Consider the following 18,049-nt stretch of genomic DNA (forward strand, 5'->3'; position numbering starts at 1 on the left):
ACCTCCGCACCTCGTCGACTGCGCTGCCGCTGCCGACCCTAGTCGGCGCCGTCGAGTCAGTCGTTGTGGATGATCGCGATGAAGTACTGGTGCGCGCTCGGGTTGTAGGCCCAGCCGACTTCGAACGAGGTCATCCCCGAGTCGAGCAGGCCGCTGTTGCCGATGTTCGCGATCTGCTTGACGGCCGTCGGCCCGTCGAGCTTGGCGACCTGGCTCTCCGCCCAGCCGCCGGAGCACGTCGATCCGTTGGACAGCGCGCACGCCTGCGCGCTCTTGGACACCGTGCCGTCGACCCGCTTCTGGCCGTGTTGGGCGCGGTAGGCGTTGACGGCGTCGATGGCGCCTCCCGGATCGCCCTGTAGCGCACACGACTGATCCGACGGGCAGGACCGCGTGCCCGACGCGCGGCTGGCGCTCGTCGGCGCGGTGCTGGCAGTGCTCCCGGTGGACGGAGCGGGGGCGGAGCTGGCGCCGCGGTCCGCGGACGTCGAGCCGTACGGATCGCTCGGGCCGGCGCCCTGCTTGCCGCCGCCCGAGCCCTTGAGCAGCGTCAGCATCAGCACGACGACCAGGCCCGCGACAAGCACGAGCATGCCGAGCAGCCACGCGGCTCGGCGGCGCAGGTCGGATTCCGCCACCTGCTCGGTATCCACCACCACGACCTCCGCTGCGCCGCTTTCAGCGGTCTCGATTATGACGGTCCGGACGAGGCGGACGAACCCGTCGAAGGTCACAACTCGTGTACGTCTTCGCCATCGTGTCAGGCGGGGTCGCTCACCTCGATCACGACGTTCGTCGCCTTGACGGACGCGACGGCCGTGACCCCCGGTTCGAGCCCGAGGTCGTCGGCGGCCTCGCGGCTCAGCAGCGAGACCACCCGGTAGGGCCCGCACTGCAGCTCGACCTGCGCCATCACCGTGTCGCGCACGACGCGGGTGACCAGTCCGACGAACCGGTTGCGCGCGGACTCATGGGTGATCGCGCCGACGCTGGGCACGGGCGGCGCGTTGGATTCGGCGAACCGGGCGAGTTCGGCGCCGTCCACCGCCTGCCGGCCGGCGTCGTCGACGGACGTCGCGAGCCGGCCGCTGTCGGCCCACCGACGCAGGGAGTCGTCGCTCACGCCGAGCAGCGCGGCGGCCTCTCGGATGCGGTAGAGCGGCACGGCTGGCGATGCTAGCGCTGGCGCCGCCGGCGAGGGATCAGGCGAGCGTGCAGGCGGCGAGTACGTCGACGACCGCCGAGAGTTCGCCGCGTTCGGCCAGCACTCGGCGCTGCAGGTCGCTGCCGGTGCCGCGCTCCAGGATCCTGGCGACGCCGTCGCGCGCCACGTCGGCGTCGCCGGCCGAGCGCAGCGACTCCCCCACCAGCTCGAGCAGCGAGCCGACGACCTCGCCGGCCGCTGTCGGGTCACCGGTCAGCGGCGAGACGAGCTCGTCGGTCAGCCCGTAACGCGCCGCGCGCCAGGTCGCCGCGCGGACCAGCTCGACGCGGGCCAGCACGCCCGTCGGCGGCGGCAGGGCGCCCGCCGCGGCTGAGTCGACCAGCGCCCGGGCGAGCGCGGCGACGGTCACCGCGTCCTCGACCCGCGCGCAGACGTCCGCGGCGCGGATTTCGAGCGTCGGGTAGGTCGCTGAGAGCCGGGCGTCGAAGTACAGCATGGCGTCGTCGAGCGCGGCGCCGGTCTCGACGAGGGCGGCTCGGGTGCGGTCGTAGTCCTCGAGGTCGTGGAACAGCTCGAACGGCCCGGCGGTCGGCCAGCGTTGCCAGATCATGCTGCGCTGACTGGCATAGCCGGTGTCCCGGCCGTCGGCGTAGGGCGAGTTCGCGGTCAACGCGAGCAGCACCGGCAGCCAGCCGCGCACGCCGTTCAGCGCCCGCACCCCCTCCTCCCGCGAGCCGACGCCGACGTGGACGTGCATGCCGCACGTCAGCGCGGTGCGCGCGGTGTCGCCGTACACCTCGTGCATGCGCTCGTAACGGCGATCCGGCGTGACGGACGCGACCGACTCCACCGGCGGCGTGCCGACGGCGACGACCCGCACGCCGCGCTCGGCCGCGGCCCGGCCGAGCTCGGCGCGGCGCTCGCGCAGCTCGGCGCGCAGGGCGGCGAGGTCGCGGTGCGGCTTGGTGCCAAGCTCGGCCTGCTCGCGCTTCAACTCGTGCTCGAACTGGCCGTCGGAGCGGCGGTCCGCGGCGTCGGCAACCGGCTCGCCGGCCGGCCGCAGCCGACCCTCGTCGACGGCGAAGAGGAAGAACTCCTCCTCCACTCCCACGGTGCGCGTCACGTGCCCAGTGTGCGTCGTCGATAACCGCGAAGATCGCGCGGGGACATCTGTATCCGCCACACCGCATCCACCGCACCGCGCGCGAAAGAGGCCAGACATGAGCCACGTCCAACGCTTGGACGCCTTCCAGCGCCGCCATCCGAAGCTCGGCCTGCCGCTCGCCGTCCTCTACAAGTTCTTCGACGACCAGGGCGGCTACCTTGCCGCGCTGATCACCTATTACGGCTTCCTGTCGCTGTTCCCGCTGCTGCTGCTGCTCTCGACGATCCTGAACTTCGCGCTGTCCGGCAACCCGCACCTGCAGCAGGACGTGCTGAAATCGGCATTGGGCCAGTTCCCGATCGTCGGCAACCAGCTGTCCGACCCGCACGGCGTGTCGGGCAGCGGGGTGGCGCTGGCCGTCGGCATCATCGGCACCATCTACGGCGGCCTGGGCGTCGCGAACGCCGCGCAGAACGCGATGAACGTCGTGTGGCGGGTGCCGCGCAACTCCCGGCCCAACCCGCTGAAGGCGCGCCTGCGCAGCATCCAGCTGCTGCTCGTCGTCGGGCTCTCGGTGCTCGGCACCACGGTGCTGTCGGCTCTCGGAACCTCGGCCGGCGCGTTCGGCGCCGGGAATCTGGGGACGGGCATCAAGGTGCTGTTCGTCGCGCTGTCGATGGCGGTGAACGCGGCGGTGTTCACCCTCGGGTTCCGGGTCGCGACGGCGCGTGACCTCACCCTGCGGCAGACGGTGCCCGGCGCCATCGCCGCCGCCGTCGCGTGGCAGGTGCTGCAGTCGTTCGGCGCCACCTACGTGGGCAGCGTCGTCAAGCACGCGAAGGTGACGAACAGCGTGTTCGCGCTGGTGCTGGGGCTGATCGGCTGGATCTACCTCGAAGCGATGGTGGTCGTGTTCGCCGTCGAGTACAACGCCGTGCGCGCGCTGAAGCTGTGGCCGCGGGCGTTGCTCACCCCGTTCACCGACAACGTCGAGCTCACCGCCGCCGACGAGGCCTCCTACACCGCGCAGGCGCGCTCGCAGCGGTCGAAGGGCTTCGAGCAGATCAGCGTGACATTCGACCACTCGCCGGATCCCGGCGACGATGCAATCGACGCAACGGGCGTTGAGCCGGCGGACGGGCCCACGGCTGCGTCAACCCGTAGCCCGGACGTCGACCCGTAGCCCGGACGTCGACCCGTAGCTACGAATAGGCCGCGGGCGTCAGCCGACCGGACCGGCCAGCCACTGCTTGCGGTAGCCCGAGTGCTCGCGATACGGCAACGCGAGATCGTGCAGCATGTGCGCCGCCGCGTCCCGGACCGGCTTCTCCTGCGGCTGGTCGCGCAGCACCAGCAGCTGCTGGATGGTGCCGATGAGATTGCGTTTGGCGGCGCACTCGGCGCGCATGCGCTCCAGGGACTGCGGGTTGTCGAGGGGCAGCGGCTCGCCGTTGCGCGAGTGCGCGCGGGCCAACTTCTTCACCACGGTCTCGTCTTCGTCGATCCTGGCGAGCAGGAACCGGATGAGCTCATTCATCGGCGAAGGGATCGGGTCGTTGTCACGGTAGTACTCCAGAGCGAGACCTCGGCCGGCTGCTCGACCCCGCTCTGACAGTACGCCGATTTGAACGGACTCCTCCCGCGCTCTACGCGCCGGCGAAGACATCGACGGCCGCCTTGCTGAACGCGCCAAACCCGTCCGGTTCCATGTCGAACTCCGTCTCGCTCGATGTTGCGCCGTCCTGTCGGCCTTCCCCGGCGGGCGGGTTCGCACACCAGCGAACTCCGCCGAGCGCGCGTCGGCGGAGCGGCGAGTTTGCCGGCCGCGCCGGTCGGGGTAGCTCGACGACATGACGGCACCCGCGGCGGCCTCGATCGCCTCGGCGGCTGGCGAAGGCTGCCCGAAGCGGATGGTGTTCGGGCCGTGCGGGGGCGTCCGGTCGGCGGGTGGCTGCGAGATGCAGGCTATGCAGTGCGTCTTCCCGGAGCCGGTGTTCCCAACGACGCCGGTGGCCGCGATCCCCATTGCGCAGGTCCCGCGGGTGCTGTGCGATCTCAGCACGCCGCCGTTCGACACCGCCGCCGTCCGCCGCGCCGCCGAGATCCTCACGACGACGTGCGACGCCGTCCTGGTCGGCGATCACCAGGATCGGCCGGACTTCCCGCCGACCATGTTCGCCCGGCTGCTGCGCGAGTCGGGGCTCGTCCCGTGGATCACCTTGGCGTGCCGCGACCGCAACCGGGTGGTGCTCGAGCAGGAGGTCCGCGGCCTGCGGCAGGCCGGCGCCGCCGCGGTGCTGTGCGTGACCGGCGACGGCCGCGCCTATGACGTGCGGCCCGGTGTCACGCAGGTCTTCGACCTCGACGGCACCCGGCTCACGGCCCTGGCCGCCGCCGCCGGCCTGCCGGTCGCCGTGCCCGAGACGCCGACCGCGCCGCCCGTCGAGTCGCGACCGCGCCGTCTCGTCGGCAAGCAGCTGGCCGGCGCGGCCGTGTGCGTGCTCAACCACGTGCCGCAGGTCGCGGGCGTCGAACGGTTCGTCGCCGCGGCGCGCGCGGCCGGGCTGAGCATCCCGGTGATCGCCGCGGCCGCCGTGTACACCGACCCGACCTCCGCGGCGGCGTTGCAGGCGTTGCCCGGCTTGGAGCTCGACGCCGACGCCGTGCGGGCCGTCGTCTCGGCGCGAGACCCGGTCGAGGCCGGCATCGCCGCGTGCGTGGCGCAGGCGCTTGCGCTGCTCGAGATCGACGGCGTGGCCGGCGTCAACGTGTCGGGCTCGGCGTCGGCCCGTGGCTGGGAGCACGCCGCGCAGGTCAAGGCCGAGGTCGGCCGGCGGATCTTGGCGGCGGTATGACTGGCCGCGACATGAGCGAGGAGATGGCCGCGGAGTTCGACACGCTCGCGGACTGGACCGGCGACGCCGCTGTGGCGCTCGGCCCGGACTACTACGTGCCCGCCGGCTGTCGCGGCAGCGGCCGGCCCGCCGCGCTGGACTGGCTGCTCGACCGGATGGCTGCGCGACCGGGCGACCGCCTGGTCGACATCGGCGCCGGCGTGGGCGGACCAGCCGGCTACGCGGCGCAGCGCGCGTCCGTCCGCCCGGTGTTGCTCGAGCCCGCGGCCGGCGCGTGTCGCGCGGCGCGGCGGCTGTTCGGCCTCCCGGTCGCCCGGGCCGACGCGCTCGCCCTCCCGCTGCCGGACGCGTTCACCCCGCTGGCCTGGAGCCTTGGCGTGCTGTGCACGACCGGCGACCACCTCGGTTTGTTGGGTGAGCTGCGGCGGGTGTTGCGCCCGGACGGCCGCGGTGGGCTGCTCGTCTTCGTGTCCGAGCAGCCGCTGTCGGAGCAGCCGAGCGGCAACGATTTCCCGACGCAGGCCAGCCTTGCCGCGGCGCTCGCCGCGGCCGGGCTCACCGTCGTCGAGCAGACGGCCGCGGACGCGACCGCGGCCGAGCCCGCCGACTGGCAGGACCGGGTGAGCGCCGTCGATGACGAGCTGGCCCGCCGGCACCGCGACGACACGGCGTGGCAGATCGCCGAGCAGCAGTCCGAAACGATGGGCCGCTTGCTGAGCACCGGCGAGGTCGCCGGCCATCTCCTGGTGGTGCGGCCGAGCGCCGATCTCCCCTGACAAGTCCTCCTACCGCGCCTCGGTACTGCGCTTGTGGGTACTCGGAGTCGCGGCTGGGGTAGGCCGCTCTTCGACATGCGCATCCTTGTCACCGGCGCGTCCGGCTTCATCGGCCGGCATCTGGTGCCCGAGCTGCTCGACGCCGGCCACGAAGTTGCTGCCATGACCCGCCGGCCGGAGTCCTATACCGGCGGGGGCGAGCCAGTGGGCGCGGACGTCGCCCGGCCGGAGACGCTCGCGCCGGCATTGGCTGGCTGCGACGTCGCGTACTTCTTGATCCACTCCCTCGACCGGCGCGACTTCGTGAAGCGGGACGCGGCGGCAGCACGGGCCTTCGGGGCGGCCGCCGAGCAGGCCGGGGTGCGCCGGATCGTGTACCTCAGCGGCCTCGGCGACGAGACCGAGACGCTCTCGGCCCACCTGCGCAGCCGGCACGAGGTCGAGGGCCTGCTGGCCGGCGGCGGCGTGCCGGTGACGACGCTGCGCGCCGGCGTCGTGATCGGCGACCTCAGCACGTCCTGGGAGATCATCCGCCAAGTGGTGGCGCACCTGCCCGCGCTGGTGGCGCCGACTTGGGCGACGGCCCGCACCCAGCCGATCGCCGTCGATGACGTCGTGCGCTACCTAGTCGGCGTGCTGGACGTCGAGGCGAGCATCGGCCAGACGTTGGAGATCGGCGGGTCCGAGGTGCTTCGCTACACCGACCTGCTCACCCGGCTGAGCGCGCTCCAGGGGCGGGTGGCGCTGCAGGTCTTCGTGCCGGTGCCGAGCGTGCGGCTGGCAGCGCTCGCGGCGGCGCAGGTCCTGCCGTTACTCGCCGGCGTGGACCGGCGCACTGTTCGCGCGCTGGTCGAGTCGCTGCCCTACGAGGTGGTTGTCCACGACGACCGGATCCGCTCGATGGTCCCGTTCGAGCCGATGGACTACGACGACGCCGCCCGGGCCGCGCTGCGTCAGCGGGCGCTGCGATTGGGCGCGGCGGCCTGAGGGGTTTCGCTTCAGCTCTGCGGGTGTCGGCCCTTGTGCCGCGCGTACTCGGGCAGGACGAGCCAGAGCAGCACCAGGAGCAGCGCCACCCCGGCGGCCGCCCCCGCCGCGGTCGCCGAGCCGAGCAGCACGCTCGTCAGCAGGAAGCTGACCCCGATGATCGCGAGGCCGAGCAACCCCATGCCGGTCATCGCGAGCCGATGCGAGAGCGTGACCGCCGCCGCGCGCCGGTGCCGGCGAAACAGCGCGCGGTGCACCATCACCGGCGCCTGCAGGAACGCCGTCGCCGCGATCGACGTCGCGGCCGTCGCGAGGTAGATGGCGCGCTCGGTGTGCGTCAACACCGAGAACCGCTGCTGGAACGGCAAGGTGAGCAGGAAGCCGGTCAGCAGCTGCACCCCCGTCTGGATGACGCGCAGCTCCTGCAGCAGCTCGTTCCAGTTGCGATCGAGCTGCTCAGTGCGCGTCTCGTGTCGGTCGGCGTCAGCGGGGTCGAGCGTGTCGTCGTCGAGGTTGTTGCTGTCGCCTGGCATCCGCCGATCGTGTCGTGCGCTCCGCGCTCCGGCAACGTCGCACGACGCCGACGGATTCGGCTTGCTCTCAACTCGCCCGGGAGCAGCATGCGAGGCTCGAACGTTGACGGGACGTCATGAGAATTGATTCCGAGACTGCACGCACGGTGGAGTTCGCTGTGCTGGGCGACTCGATCGCCTACGGCCAGGGCGCGAGTCGTCCTGCGGACACCATCGGTGCCCGGTTGGCCGCCGAGTTGGGCGAGGTCGGCGTGCGGGCGAGTTTGCGCGTTCACGCGGTGCCGGGCGCGCGCAGCGACGCGCTCGCCGCCCAGGTGCGGCGGGCGCTGATCGTCCCGCCGCAGCTGGCCTTGATCGTGATCGGCGCGAACGACCTGACGCACTTCGTGCCCCCGGAACAGGCGGCGGCCGCACTCGACGCGGCCGTTCGGGCGCTGCGCGGCGCAGGCGCGCAGGTGGTCGTGGCGCCGGCGCCGGACCTGAGCGCGGTGCCATGGGTGCCCCCGCAGTTGCGCGGCCTCGTCCAAGCCGGCAGCGCTGCCCTCCGCGAGGCGCAGCGGCGGGTCGCGCTCGCCGCAGGCGCCCGGGTCGCCGACGTCACCGGCTCGACGCATGACGCGTTCGCCGCGGATGTCAGCCTGTTCGCCGCCGATCGGTTCCATCCGTCGAGCAAGGGATACGCGGCGATCGCGGCGGCGCTGAAACCAGCCGTCCTCGCCGCGGCCGCCGACCTTCGCGCCCCTTGACGGGGCGGCGGCGTCAGGCCTTCGCCACGATGCTGTCGGCGAAGTGCTCGAGCAGGTCAGCCGGGTCGCGCCACACCTCGACGGCCCCCGCCGCGCGCAGGTCCGCCTCCGGCGTGCCGCCGCACGTCAGCCCGATGAACGTGACTCCCGCTTTCTTGGCCGCCTCGGCGTCCCAGACCGCGTCGCCGACGAAGACGGCCCGGTCGGCCGCCAAGCCGGAGCTGTCCAACGCGGTCTCGACGATGTCCGGCGCCGGCTTGCCGGACTTCGCGTCGTTCTTGCTCGTCGCCTGCGCGACGGCGTCGTCGGCGTCGATCGTCTCGCGCAGGACCTGCAGCTCCTGTTCCGACGCGGACGACGCGAGCACCACCGTGAAGCCGCGTTTCGCGCACTCGCGCAGCAGGTCGGCCGCGCCGGGCAGCGTCGTCAGCCGGCCCCAGCTGAGCTTGTAGAGCGTGTCGTGGGCCTCGGAGATCGCATCGTCGGCCGAGGTGTCGCGGTCTTCGCCCAGCAGGTGCGCGAGCATCTTGTCACTCGACATGCCGATGCCGTGGTGGATGTCGGACGCGGTCACCTGCAGGCCGTGCTGGCGCAGCGCCTCGGCCCAGCAGACGGTGTGCAGGAAAGTCGTGTCGACAAGCGTGCCATCGACGTCGAACAGGATCCCGCGCTGGTCGTTGGCCATAGCGCTCGCCTACCCGCGCTTGGCCGACGACAAACGCGCATCTGGCCGAGGCGAATACCAGTTCGGTTGGCGATCCCGGCGCGCCACGCCGCGCCGGAACCGAAAGTTTTGACGGCCGGGTTGTGTAACGCCTGTTGCCTATGTGACTGTTGGGACTCGCCATCACCGGAGGACCTACCGTGGCTTTGCCCGACGCCTGGGCGCGGACGACCGCGTTCTTCGCCGACGCCGACGCCGGCCTCGACACCGCCCCCGACGCCCACGCCCGCATCACCGCCGACTCCAGGACCGACTCGAGAACCGACTCGGGAACCGGCTCCGCGCTCCGGACCGGCGCCCGGCGCGGGCCGCGGGCCAGACGGCGGCGAGCCGGCGCGATCGCGGCGGCCACGGTTGCTCTCGGCGGCGTCGTCGCCGCGCTGCTGCCTGCGGGGGTCGCGGCCGCAGACCCCTCGGCCAGCGCGTGGCGCCGGCTGCGGGTCTGCGAGTCGAGCGACAACTACCGCACCAACACCGGCAACGGCCACTACGGCGCCTACCAGTTCGACCTGGCCACGTGGCGCAGCGTCGGCGGCGGTGGCTATCCGAACAAGGCCTCGAAGGCCGAGCAGGACGCCCGAGCACTGATCCTCTACCGCGAGCGCGGCTGGCAGCCATGGCAGTGCGCGGCCATCCTCGGGCTGCGCGAAGATTCCGACGCCCGCTCGGGGCAGATCAGCGACATCCACGTCGGCGCTGCCAACGGCGGGACTGCCAAGGGCGACACCGGCAACACAGGCACGTCGGCGGGCAGCACGCGCGTGCCCGCCTTCCCCGGCGGCTCGCACTGGTACGTCTACGGCGAGACCGACCCGCACATTAAAACCTTCCAGGACCGCATGCACGCCCGCGGCTACTTCCCCGTCGGCACCGGCCAGTTCGGTCCCAACACGCTGAAGATGGTCAAGCGGCTGCAACGCCTCAACGGCCTCGTCCCGAACGGCTACCTCGGCCCCAACACCTGGCGCCTCGCCTGGACCGGCAAGTACAGCTCGGCCGGCACGACAGCGCGGCCGATTCGCGTGCCCGCCTTCCCCGGCGGCTCGCACTGGTACGTCTACGGCGAGACCAACCCGCACATCAAAACCTTCCAGGACCGCATGCACGCCCGCGGCTACTTCCCCGTCGGCACCGGCCAGTTCGGTCCCAACACGCTGAAGATGGTCAAGCGGCTGCAACGCCTCAACGGCCTCGTCCCGAACGGCTACCTCGGCCCCAACACCTGGCGCCTCGCCTGGACCGGCAAGTACTGAGCGAGCGGGCCCGAGCCGCGCTCAGCTCACACCGGCCGGCTCACACCGGCCGGCTCAGACCGGGCCGGCTCAGACCGGGCCGGCTCAGACCGGCACCGCTCGAGTTGCCGACGGCTGGATCAGCTCGTAGATCGGATTGGCGATGGCGAGGTGGCCGCGGTACACCCCGACCCGCCCGCTCGCCCGGACCACGGCCCCGGGCGCGAGCCCGGAGATGCCGGTGCGGCCCATGAACAGCAACCGCAGCCCACCGCTCGCGTCGAAGATCTGCACCTCGAGCGAGCGGCCCGCGGCGGCGCCGAGCTGCACCGATGTCACCCGGCCCTCCACCGTCACCTTCTGCCGCGCGCCGGCGGCCGCGATCGCGGTGATCCCGGCGCGGGGCGCGGGCCCGGCGAGTTCGGGGCCGCCCAGCTTCGGCACGCCTGCCCCGGCGGCCGGCGCTGCCCGCTCCCCCGAAGGGCCTGAACCGCCCGAAGGACCTGAACCGCCCGACGCGCCTCGCCCACCGGGCCCCGCCGGCAGCGCCGGGGATGCGGCGGCGGCCCGTTGCTGCTCCTCCAATCGCTCGATCGCGCCGGCCGGCAGGGTGGTGTCGAACGGAACGATCGTCGCGGCGACGTGCGGCGTGCGGCTGACCGCGGCCGCGATCCGGTCGGCGGTGCGGTCGTGCAGCAGCCGTTGCGAGACGCGGCCGAACGTCCGGCGCGGCAGCAGCACGGTGACCTCGGCACGGTCGCGCACCACGGCGTCGTGTGCGACCCCGGCGAGCGTGCGCGCGAGCCGCCGGTCAGCGCACTCGACGAGCTCGAGCGCAAACCGGTCGCACAGTCCGCGCTCCACCCATTGACGCTCCAGCTCGGCAGCTTCGGCCGTGTCCAGGACCGCGTGCACCACCCGCAGCTCGGTCGGCCGCAGGCTGCCGGCGTAACGCAGCGCGCGCAGCACCGCGAGATCGAGCCGATCGACGCAGACCAACACGGTGTGCCGCCCGTAATGGGCCTCGGCCGGCGGGTTGCCGTCCAGCCGGGCTTGAGTGACGAGGTCGAGCGCACGCTCCTCGGCGCGATAGCGGGAGTTCAGCCGCAGCAGCCCGGCCCAGCCGAGCGGGAACAGCACCACGATCAGCCATGCGCCCTCGCGGAACTTGACCACCGCGAAGATCAGCACGACGAGCGCGGAGACCACGCCGCTGGTGGCGTTGACCGCGAACCGCGACCGCCACCCGCGCTCCCGGCGGGTGCGGTGGTATTTCGCCATGCCGAGCCCGGCCATGGTGAAGCCGGTGAAGACGCCGATCGCGTAGAACGGGATCAGCCTGTCGACGTGCGCCCCGACGGCGCACAGCAGCGCGACCGCCAGCACGGTCAACACGATGATGCCGCTGCTGAACGCCAGCCGGTGCCCACGCCGGGTCAACTGGCGGGGCAGGAACGAGTCCTCGGCGATGAAGCTCGCCAGGAACGGGAAGCCGGTGAACGGCGTGTTCGCCCCGGTGATCAGGATCAACGCGGTCGCCACCTGCACGATGACGAAGCCGACGTGGCCGTACCACGCAGATCCGAACGCGGCGCGCGCCACCTGGCTGATCACCGTCGGGGTGCCGTGCTCGAACGGCGTCGCGTGCGTCTGCCACGCCAGGAACGACACGCCCAGCACGAGCGCGCCGAGGATGCCGCTCATCACGCTCAGCGTGCGCCGCGCGTTGACGCCCTCCTTTGGCTTGAACGCGCTCACGCCGTTGGAGATCGCCTCCAACCCGGTGAGCGACGCGCCGCCGTTGGCGAAGGCCTTCATCAGCACGTAGATCGCGCCGAAGGTCAACAGCGCGCTGTGCGTGTCGGTGACCGAGATGAGGTCGTGCCGGTGCTGGGAGGCGGTGTAGTGGATCACCGGCAGGTCTCCGAACATCTCGCGCAGCACGCCGACGACCACCACGAGTCCGGCCGACACGACGAAGAAGTACGTCGGGAACGCGAACGCGCGGCCGGCCTCGCGCACCCCGCGCAAGTTGCCGTAGGCGAGCACCAGCACCACGGCGACGGTCAACCCGGTGCTCGGCCATCGGCCGAGCGACACCGACGGGAAGATCGACACGATTGCGGCGACCCCGGCCGCCGACTGCACGGCGACCGTGACGACGTAGTCGATCAACAGGGCGACGGACGCGATCTGCGCGACTCGCGGGCCGAAGTTCTCCCGCGCGACGACGTAGGAACCGCCGGCTCGCGTGTAGATCATGACGACCTGCCGGTACGACAGCGTGGTCAGGACCAGCAGGCCGAGCACCACCGCGGTCAGGGGCATCAGCAGGTGGAAGCCGGCGAGGCCGAAGATCGGCAGCAGGACCAGCAGCATCTCCTCCGACCCGTAGGCGGAGGAGGAGATGCAGTCGCTCGAGAGCACACCGAGCGCGGACTTCTTCGACAGTTTCTCGTCGGCGATCGCGGCGCTGACCAGCGGCCTGCCGAGTAACAGCCGCTTCGCGCGGTAGCCGAGGGTCTCCGGGAGGTCGACGTCGGCGCGCTGATCCACGGTCAGCGACCGTAGGCGCCTGTCGCGGGCGCCGAACGAGATCCTCACGGATCGCTCACGCGCCTGTCGACCTGCTCACCGTGCCCGGCCTCGCCGGCCTGGTTTCACGGTGAATTCAGCGCCACATGGCCAGGGCGCGAAGCCTCGCGTCGGCCTACTGTGGCAGCCATGGGAGACATCGGCGAAGAACGCCGCCGCATCGACGTGCTGCCAACTGAACAACCGGCGCCACCGGCCCGCGTGCCGGCCGAGCGACCGGCGGCCGAGCCAGAACGCCGGCCGGCCGAGCCTGCTCCGACGCGGTAGCCCGTGACCGACTTCTCCGGGTTCGAGCCGCAGGTCGGCGAGATCCGTGCGCTGCGGACGTTCCGCGTCGGCCCGGGCGGAGTGCTGTACCCGCTGTTCAGCGCCCGCGGCTGGGTGGACGGCGTCAACGAAGCGTTCTGCCACGCGCCCGGCGCAGGGCCGGACAAGCACGTGCCAGCCGATCCCGACTGCTCCTGCGGGTTCTACGCCTATGCCGACCGCGCCAGCGCCGGCGAGTACCCGCACGCCCGCTACGTCCTCGCGGTGATCGCCTGCTGGGGCCACGTCATCGCCGGCACCCGCGGCATCCGCGCGCAGTTCGCCCGCATCGAAGGGCTGTGGCTGTCTCCCGTCGTGCCGGCCGAACTCGCCGGCGAGGTTGCCGGCCGCTACCCCTCGGCCCGGCTGCACGGCAGCGCCGAGGACCTGCTCGCCGCCCACCCGCTGTCCGACCTCGACAGCTATGAGCCGGCCGGCGCCGCGCGCACGGCCGCCCGCCGACGCGGCGTGCGCCTCGGCACCGCCGCGATCGTGCTCGCCGGCCTGGCGCCTGGCTCGTGGATCCGCGGCTTGACCGACGGGTGGCTGATCTGGCTGCTCGGCGTAGGCGCGCTGCTCGCGATCGCGCTCGTCCCGCGCCCGGGCCGGCACGACGTCGCGACGCAGCGCCGCCGGATGATCTGCTTCGCGCTCGGACTGTGGCTGGTGTCGCCGCTCGCCGGCGCCGCCGGCGTGCTCCTGCTCCGCCTGCCGCTCGTGCAGATTGTCGCGTTGGGCCTGGCGCATCGCGCCGCGCTCAACCGCGTCGCGCGCACTTTCCCGGCCCACGTCCGCTGACTGGTGACGGCCGCGGTGTGACGGCCGCGACTGCGCCGGGGGGCAACCGTGCTTCGCTCGTCAGCGGTCGGTGAGCGCGGCGCGACGATTGCGTGAGGACGCTCGTTTTTGCCCTGTGCGGGCGGCCGGGCGGCGTCTACTTCTTGCTGGCCGGCAACGCACTGCCGGGCCGCGGAACGGACGGCGCTGACCGTCCTCGTCCTCATCGGAGCTGGTTGTGCATTTCTGGCCTGACTTCTGGGCGGTCGTGGTGACGATCGCCGCCTTCGCACTGCTCGCGCTGATCGCGAAGGGGGTGGAGAAGCTGTGAATGCCGCGAACATCATCGGGTTGATCCTCGCCTTCGTGCTCACGGTCTTCCTCGTCGTCGCGCTGATCAAGCCGGAGAAGTTCTGATGCCCGACCAGCTCGCCGGCGTCTTCTTTATCCTGCTGCTGATCGCCGCGTTGGCCGCTACCTATGGGCCGCTGGGCGACTACATGGCGAACACGCTGACCAGCAAGCGGCACTTGGCGCCGGAGCGGGTGATCTACCGGCTCGGCGGCATCGACCCGGACTCGGAGCAGACCGGCCGCCGCTACACCAGCTCGGTGCTGGCCTTCAGCTTCGTAGGGGTCATGTTCCTCTACGTGTTCCTGCGCATCCAGCACCACTTCTGGGCGCCGTTCTCCGCCGTGCCCACAATGCCGGCGCACCAGGCGTTCAACACCGCGGCCAGCTTCGTCACGAACACCAACTGGCAGTCGTACTCGGGCGAGAGCGCGCTTGGCTACGTCGTGCAGATGGCCGGCCTCGCGGTGCAGAACTTCGCGTCCGCTGCGGTGGGCATCGCGGTCGCCATCGCGCTCGTCCGCGGCTTCGCGCGCAGCCGCACCGACCAGCTCGGCAATTTCTGGGTCGACCTAACCCGGATCAGCTTCCGCATCCTGCTGCCGCTGTCGCTGCTGACCGCGATCGTCTTCGTCGGCGCCGGCATGATCCAGAACTTCCACGACTACACCACCGTCCACACGCTCGCCGGCGGCACGCAGACCATCACCGGCGGCCCGGTCGCCTCGCAAGAGGCGATCAAGGAGATCGGCACGAACGGCGGCGGCTTCTACAACGCGAACTCCGCCCATCCGTTCGAGAACCCGACGGCCTGGACCAACTGGCTGCAGGTCTTCCTGCTGCTGTGCATCGGCTTCTCGCTGCCGCGCACGTTCGGCCGCATGGTCGGCGACCTGCGCCAGGGCCGCGCCATCCTGGCGGTGATGGCCTCGCTCGCCATCCTCAGCACGGTCTTGATGGTCATCGCCCAGGGCATGCACCACGGCACGGTCCCGACCGCCGTAGGCGCCGCGACAGAAGGCACGGAAAGCAGGTTCGGCGTGCCGAACTCTGCGGTGTTCGCAACCGGCACGACCCTGACCTCCACCGGGGCCGTGGACAGCTTCCACGACTCGTACACGAGTCTCGGCGGCGCGATGACGCTGTTCAACATGATGTTGGGCGAAGTCTCGCCGGGCGGCACCGGCTCGGGTCTCTACGGCATGCTCATCCTCGCCGTGCTGACCGTCTTCGTCGCAGGCCTGATGGTCGGCCGTACCCCGGAGTATCTCGGCAAGAAGCTCGGCGGCCGCGAGGTGAAGTTCGCCTCGCTGTACCTGCTGACGACGCCGGCGATCGCGCTGGTGGGCACCGCGACAGCGATGGCGTTGCCCGGTGAGCGAGCGTCGATGCTCAACTCCGGGGCGCACGGGCTGTCCGAGGTGCTGTATGCCTTCACGTCCGCCGCGAACAACAACGGCAGCGCGTTCGCCGGCATCACGGTCAATACCCCGTGGTACGACTACGCGCTAGGCATAGCCATCCTGTTCGGCCGGTTCCTGCCGATGATCTTCGTGCTGGCCCTGGCCGGCTCGCTCGCCCGACAACAGCCAGTTCCAGCGTCGGAGGGCACGCTGCCAACTCACCGAACCCTGTTCATCGGCATGCTCGCCGGCGTGACGCTGATCGTCGTCGCGCTCACCTATTTCCCAGCGCTCGCGCTGGGCCCGCTCGCAGAAGGACTGCACTGATGACCGTGCTCACGCCACCGCAAACCGGCCGGCACACGCCGGACGCCCCGACCACCCCGCACCGGGTGCAGGGGGGATTGCTCGACCCGCGACAGCTGGGCCGCTCGCTGCCTGACGCGCTGGTCAAGCTGGACCCGCGCACGCTGTGGAAGAACCCCGTCATGTTCATCGTCGAGGTCGGCGCGGTGTTCACCACTGTGGTCGCCATCGGCAGCCCGTCGGTGTTCGCCTGGTTGATCGTCGTCTGGCTGTGGCTGACGGTGCTGTTCGCCAACCTCGCCGAAGCAGTCGCCGAAGGCCGCGGAAAGGCGCAGGCCGAGGCGCTGCGCCGCGCGCGCACCGACACCGTCGCCCGCCGGCTCGCCGACCGCGACGACTTCGCCGGCGCCGAAGAGCCGGTGCCCGCGCCGGAACTGCGCCAAGGCGACCGCGTCGTCTGCGAGGCCGGCGATCTCGTGCCGGGCGACGGCGACGTCATCGACGGCATCGCCAGCGTCGACGAGTCGGCGATCACCGGCGAGAGCGCGCCCGTCATCAGGGAGAGCGGCGGCGATCGCAGCTCGGTCACCGGCGGCACCCGGGTGCTGAGCGACCGGATCGTCATCGAGATCACCCAGAAGCCCGGCGAGAGCTTCCTCGACCGGATGATCGCCCTGGTCGAGGGCGCGAGCCGGCAGAAGACGCCGAATGAGATCGCACTCAACATCCTCTTGGCGTCGCTGACGATCATCTTCCTGCTCGCGACCGTGACGCTGCAGCCGTTGGCGATCTTCTCGAAGGCCACCCAGCCGGGCGTGCCGAACTCGGCCTCGCTCGACCAGAACGGCATCACCGCCATCGTGCTGGTGTCGCTGCTCGTCTGCCTGATCCCGACGACCATCGGCGCCCTGCTGTCGGCGATCGGCATCGCCGGCATGGACCGCCTCGTCCAGCGAAACGTGCTGGCGATGAGCGGGCGCGCGGTCGAAGCCGCGGGCGACGTGAACACACTGCTGCTCGACAAGACCGGCACCATCACGCTGGGCAATCGGCAGGCCTCGGAGTTCGTGCCCGTCGGGACGGTGGCCATCGCCGAGCTCGCCGACGCCGCGCAGCTTTCGTCACTTGCCGACGAGACGCCGGAGGGCCGGTCGATCGTGGTGCTGGCCAAAGAGCAGTACGGCTTGCGCGAGCGGCACGAGGGCGAGCTGCGGAACGCGACGTTCGTGCCCTTCACCGCGCAGACCCGGATGAGCGGCGTCGACCTGGCCGATGCGGCCGGCGGTGCCCGTGAGGTCCGTAAGGGCGCGGCCACTTCGATGCTGGAGTGGGTGCACAATGGCGGCGGCGAGCTGCCGCGTGACGTGTCCGAGGTCGTCGACGGCATCTCGGCCAGCGGCGGAACCCCGCTCGTCGTGGCCGATCGGCCAGCTGGCGGCCTGCCCCGCGTGCTGGGCGTCATCCATCTCAAGGACGTCGTCAAGCAGGGCATGGTCGAGCGGTTCGCCGAGCTGCGCCGCATGGGCATCCGCACCGTCATGATCACCGGCGACAACCCGCTGACCGCGAAGGCGATCGCGGACGAAGCCGGCGTCGACGACTTCCTCGCCGAAGCGACGCCCGAGGACAAAATGGCGCTCATCAAGCGCGAGCAGGAGGGCGGCAAGCTCGTCGCGATGACCGGCGACGGCACGAACGACGCTCCTGCGTTGGCCCAGGCCGACGTCGGCGTCGCCATGAACAGCGGAACGTCGGCGGCGAAGGAAGCCGGCAACATGGTCGACCTCGACAGCGACCCGACCAAGCTGATCGAGATCGTCGAGATCGGCAAGCAGCTGCTGATCACCCGCGGCGCGTTGACGACGTTCTCGATCGCGAACGACGTGGCCAAGTACTTCGCCATCATCCCGGCGATGTTCGCGGCTGTGTACCCCGGTCTGGACAAGCTCAACATCATGCGGCTGCACTCGCCGGAGTCGGCGATCCTGTCCGCGGTCATCTTCAACGCGCTGATCATCGTCGCGCTGATCCCGTTGGCGCTGCGCGGCGTGCGTTACCGGCCGGCGAGCGCCAGCTCGATGCTGCGGCGCAACATCTACATCTACGGCCTGGGCGGGATCATCCTGCCGTTCCTCGGAATCAAGGTCGTCGACCTCATCATCCAGTTCATTCCCGGAATCCGGTGACT

General features: G+C 71.4%; 17 protein-coding genes. 10 read left to right on the forward strand and 7 right to left on the reverse strand.

All coding sequences use genetic code 11. From position 1 onward, the window contains the following. Positions 1–56: 56 nt before the first annotated feature. The 3 genes from ACFFBG_RS10715 to ACFFBG_RS10725 form a co-directional block, all read right to left on the reverse strand. Complete coding sequence (locus ACFFBG_RS10715; RefSeq protein ID WP_375478447.1) at positions 57–656, reverse strand: hypothetical protein; 600 nt, start codon at positions 654–656, stop codon at positions 57–59. Positions 657–760: 104 nt separating this feature from the next. Continuing rightward, complete coding sequence (locus ACFFBG_RS10720; protein ID WP_375478449.1) at positions 761–1,165, reverse strand: molybdopterin-binding protein; 405 nt, start codon at positions 1,163–1,165, stop codon at positions 761–763. A 37-nt stretch (positions 1,166–1,202) separates the two neighbouring features. Continuing rightward, a complete protein-coding gene (locus ACFFBG_RS10725; protein ID WP_375478451.1) occupies positions 1,203–2,288 on the reverse strand; it encodes a glutamate--cysteine ligase in 1,086 nt (361 codons plus the stop codon). A gap of 97 nt (positions 2,289–2,385) precedes the next feature. Between ACFFBG_RS10725 and ACFFBG_RS10730 the strand changes: the two genes are divergently transcribed. After that, a complete protein-coding gene (locus tag ACFFBG_RS10730; protein ID WP_375478453.1) occupies positions 2,386–3,453 on the forward strand; it encodes a YihY/virulence factor BrkB family protein in 1,068 nt (355 codons plus the stop codon). A 39-nt stretch (positions 3,454–3,492) separates the two neighbouring features. On the opposite strand, the gene ACFFBG_RS10735 is transcribed toward ACFFBG_RS10730, so the two are convergent. Further along, complete coding sequence (locus ACFFBG_RS10735; RefSeq protein WP_375478455.1) at positions 3,493–3,807, reverse strand: DUF6221 family protein; 315 nt, start codon at positions 3,805–3,807, stop codon at positions 3,493–3,495. A 313-nt stretch (positions 3,808–4,120) separates the two neighbouring features. On the opposite strand from ACFFBG_RS10735, the gene ACFFBG_RS10740 reads away from it, so the two are divergent. The 3 genes from ACFFBG_RS10740 to ACFFBG_RS10750 all read left to right on the forward strand — a co-directional run bounded on the left by ACFFBG_RS10740 (position 4,121) and on the right by ACFFBG_RS10750 (position 6,888). Next, on the forward strand, positions 4,121–5,125 hold the full coding sequence (locus ACFFBG_RS10740; RefSeq protein WP_375478457.1) for a methylenetetrahydrofolate reductase: 1,005 nt from the start codon (positions 4,121–4,123) through the stop codon (positions 5,123–5,125). Continuing rightward, a complete protein-coding gene (locus ACFFBG_RS10745; protein WP_375478459.1) occupies positions 5,122–5,901 on the forward strand; it encodes a class I SAM-dependent methyltransferase in 780 nt (259 codons plus the stop codon). Before ACFFBG_RS10740 ends, ACFFBG_RS10745 begins: the two co-directional genes overlap by 4 nt. Positions 5,902–5,976: 75 nt before the next feature. Next, complete coding sequence (locus ACFFBG_RS10750) at positions 5,977–6,888, forward strand: NAD(P)H-binding protein (protein WP_375478461.1); 912 nt, start codon at positions 5,977–5,979, stop codon at positions 6,886–6,888. An 11-nt stretch (positions 6,889–6,899) separates the two neighbouring features. Here the strand turns inward: ACFFBG_RS10750 and ACFFBG_RS10755 are convergent, their stop codons facing one another. After that, positions 6,900–7,421, reverse strand: coding sequence for a DUF6328 family protein (locus ACFFBG_RS10755; RefSeq protein WP_375478463.1), 522 nt, complete (start codon positions 7,419–7,421; stop codon positions 6,900–6,902). Positions 7,422–7,567: 146 nt separating this feature from the next. Here ACFFBG_RS10755 and ACFFBG_RS10760 point away from each other — a divergent pair, with 146 nt between their 5' ends. Continuing rightward, a complete protein-coding gene (locus ACFFBG_RS10760) occupies positions 7,568–8,167 on the forward strand; it encodes a GDSL-type esterase/lipase family protein (RefSeq protein ID WP_375478465.1) in 600 nt (199 codons plus the stop codon). A 13-nt stretch (positions 8,168–8,180) separates the two neighbouring features. Here ACFFBG_RS10760 and ACFFBG_RS10765 read toward each other — a convergent pair whose 3' ends face one another. After that, positions 8,181–8,852, reverse strand: coding sequence for an HAD family hydrolase (locus ACFFBG_RS10765; RefSeq protein WP_375478467.1), 672 nt, complete (start codon positions 8,850–8,852; stop codon positions 8,181–8,183). Between the two features lie 179 nt (positions 8,853–9,031). Between ACFFBG_RS10765 and ACFFBG_RS10770 the strand changes: the two genes are divergently transcribed. Then, the gene (locus ACFFBG_RS10770; RefSeq protein ID WP_375478469.1) at positions 9,032–10,144 is read left to right on the forward strand and encodes a peptidoglycan-binding protein; all 1,113 of its coding nucleotides are present in this window, start codon (positions 9,032–9,034) and stop codon (positions 10,142–10,144) included. A gap of 84 nt (positions 10,145–10,228) precedes the next feature. Here ACFFBG_RS10770 and ACFFBG_RS10775 read toward each other — a convergent pair whose 3' ends face one another. Continuing rightward, positions 10,229–12,679, reverse strand: a complete 2,451-nt coding sequence (locus ACFFBG_RS10775) for an amino acid permease (RefSeq protein ID WP_375478471.1) — start codon at positions 12,677–12,679, stop codon at positions 10,229–10,231. 309 nt (positions 12,680–12,988) lie between these two features. Between ACFFBG_RS10775 and ACFFBG_RS10780 the strand changes: the two genes are divergently transcribed. The 4 genes from ACFFBG_RS10780 to kdpB all read left to right on the forward strand — a co-directional run bounded on the left by ACFFBG_RS10780 (position 12,989) and on the right by kdpB (position 18,047). Beyond that, positions 12,989–13,822 (forward strand): hypothetical protein, encoded by an 834-nt coding sequence (locus ACFFBG_RS10780; protein ID WP_375478473.1) that lies wholly within the window; start codon positions 12,989–12,991, stop codon positions 13,820–13,822. 306 nt (positions 13,823–14,128) lie between these two features. Then, on the forward strand, positions 14,129–14,218 hold the full coding sequence (kdpF, locus tag ACFFBG_RS10785; RefSeq protein WP_375478475.1) for a K(+)-transporting ATPase subunit F: 90 nt from the start codon (positions 14,129–14,131) through the stop codon (positions 14,216–14,218). Then, positions 14,218–15,882: a potassium-transporting ATPase subunit KdpA gene (gene kdpA / locus ACFFBG_RS10790; RefSeq protein ID WP_375478477.1), complete on the forward strand. Its 1,665-nt coding sequence runs from the start codon at positions 14,218–14,220 to the stop codon at positions 15,880–15,882. The genes kdpF and kdpA overlap by 1 nt, the downstream gene beginning before the upstream one ends. Continuing rightward, a complete protein-coding gene (gene kdpB, locus ACFFBG_RS10795) occupies positions 15,882–18,047 on the forward strand; it encodes a potassium-transporting ATPase subunit KdpB (RefSeq protein ID WP_375478479.1) in 2,166 nt (721 codons plus the stop codon). Before kdpA ends, kdpB begins: the two co-directional genes overlap by 1 nt. Positions 18,048–18,049: the final 2 nt, after the last annotated feature.

Origin of the sequence: uncultured Jatrophihabitans sp., from assembly GCF_964251945.1 — a bacterium.
Classification (GTDB): Bacteria; Actinomycetota; Actinomycetes; order Mycobacteriales; family Jatrophihabitantaceae; genus Jatrophihabitans.

Excerpts from the sequence above, each read along its gene's own strand:
- ACFFBG_RS10730 (WP_375478453.1), top strand. The coding sequence starts at position 2,386 with ATGAGCCACGTCCAACGCTTGGACGCCTTCCAGCGCCGCCATCCGAAG.
- ACFFBG_RS10735 (WP_375478455.1), bottom strand. The coding sequence starts at position 3,807 with ATGAATGAGCTCATCCGGTTCCTGCTCGCCAGGATCGACGAAGACGAG.
- ACFFBG_RS10740 (WP_375478457.1), top strand. The coding sequence starts at position 4,121 with ATGACGGCACCCGCGGCGGCCTCGATCGCCTCGGCGGCTGGCGAAGGC.
- ACFFBG_RS10745 (WP_375478459.1), top strand. The coding sequence starts at position 5,122 with ATGACTGGCCGCGACATGAGCGAGGAGATGGCCGCGGAGTTCGACACG.
- ACFFBG_RS10750 (WP_375478461.1), top strand. The coding sequence starts at position 5,977 with ATGCGCATCCTTGTCACCGGCGCGTCCGGCTTCATCGGCCGGCATCTG.
- ACFFBG_RS10755 (WP_375478463.1), bottom strand. The coding sequence starts at position 7,421 with ATGCCAGGCGACAGCAACAACCTCGACGACGACACGCTCGACCCCGCT.
- ACFFBG_RS10765 (WP_375478467.1), bottom strand. The coding sequence starts at position 8,852 with ATGGCCAACGACCAGCGCGGGATCCTGTTCGACGTCGATGGCACGCTT.
- kdpA (WP_375478477.1), top strand. The coding sequence starts at position 14,218 with ATGCCCGACCAGCTCGCCGGCGTCTTCTTTATCCTGCTGCTGATCGCC.
- kdpB (WP_375478479.1), top strand. The coding sequence starts at position 15,882 with ATGACCGTGCTCACGCCACCGCAAACCGGCCGGCACACGCCGGACGCC.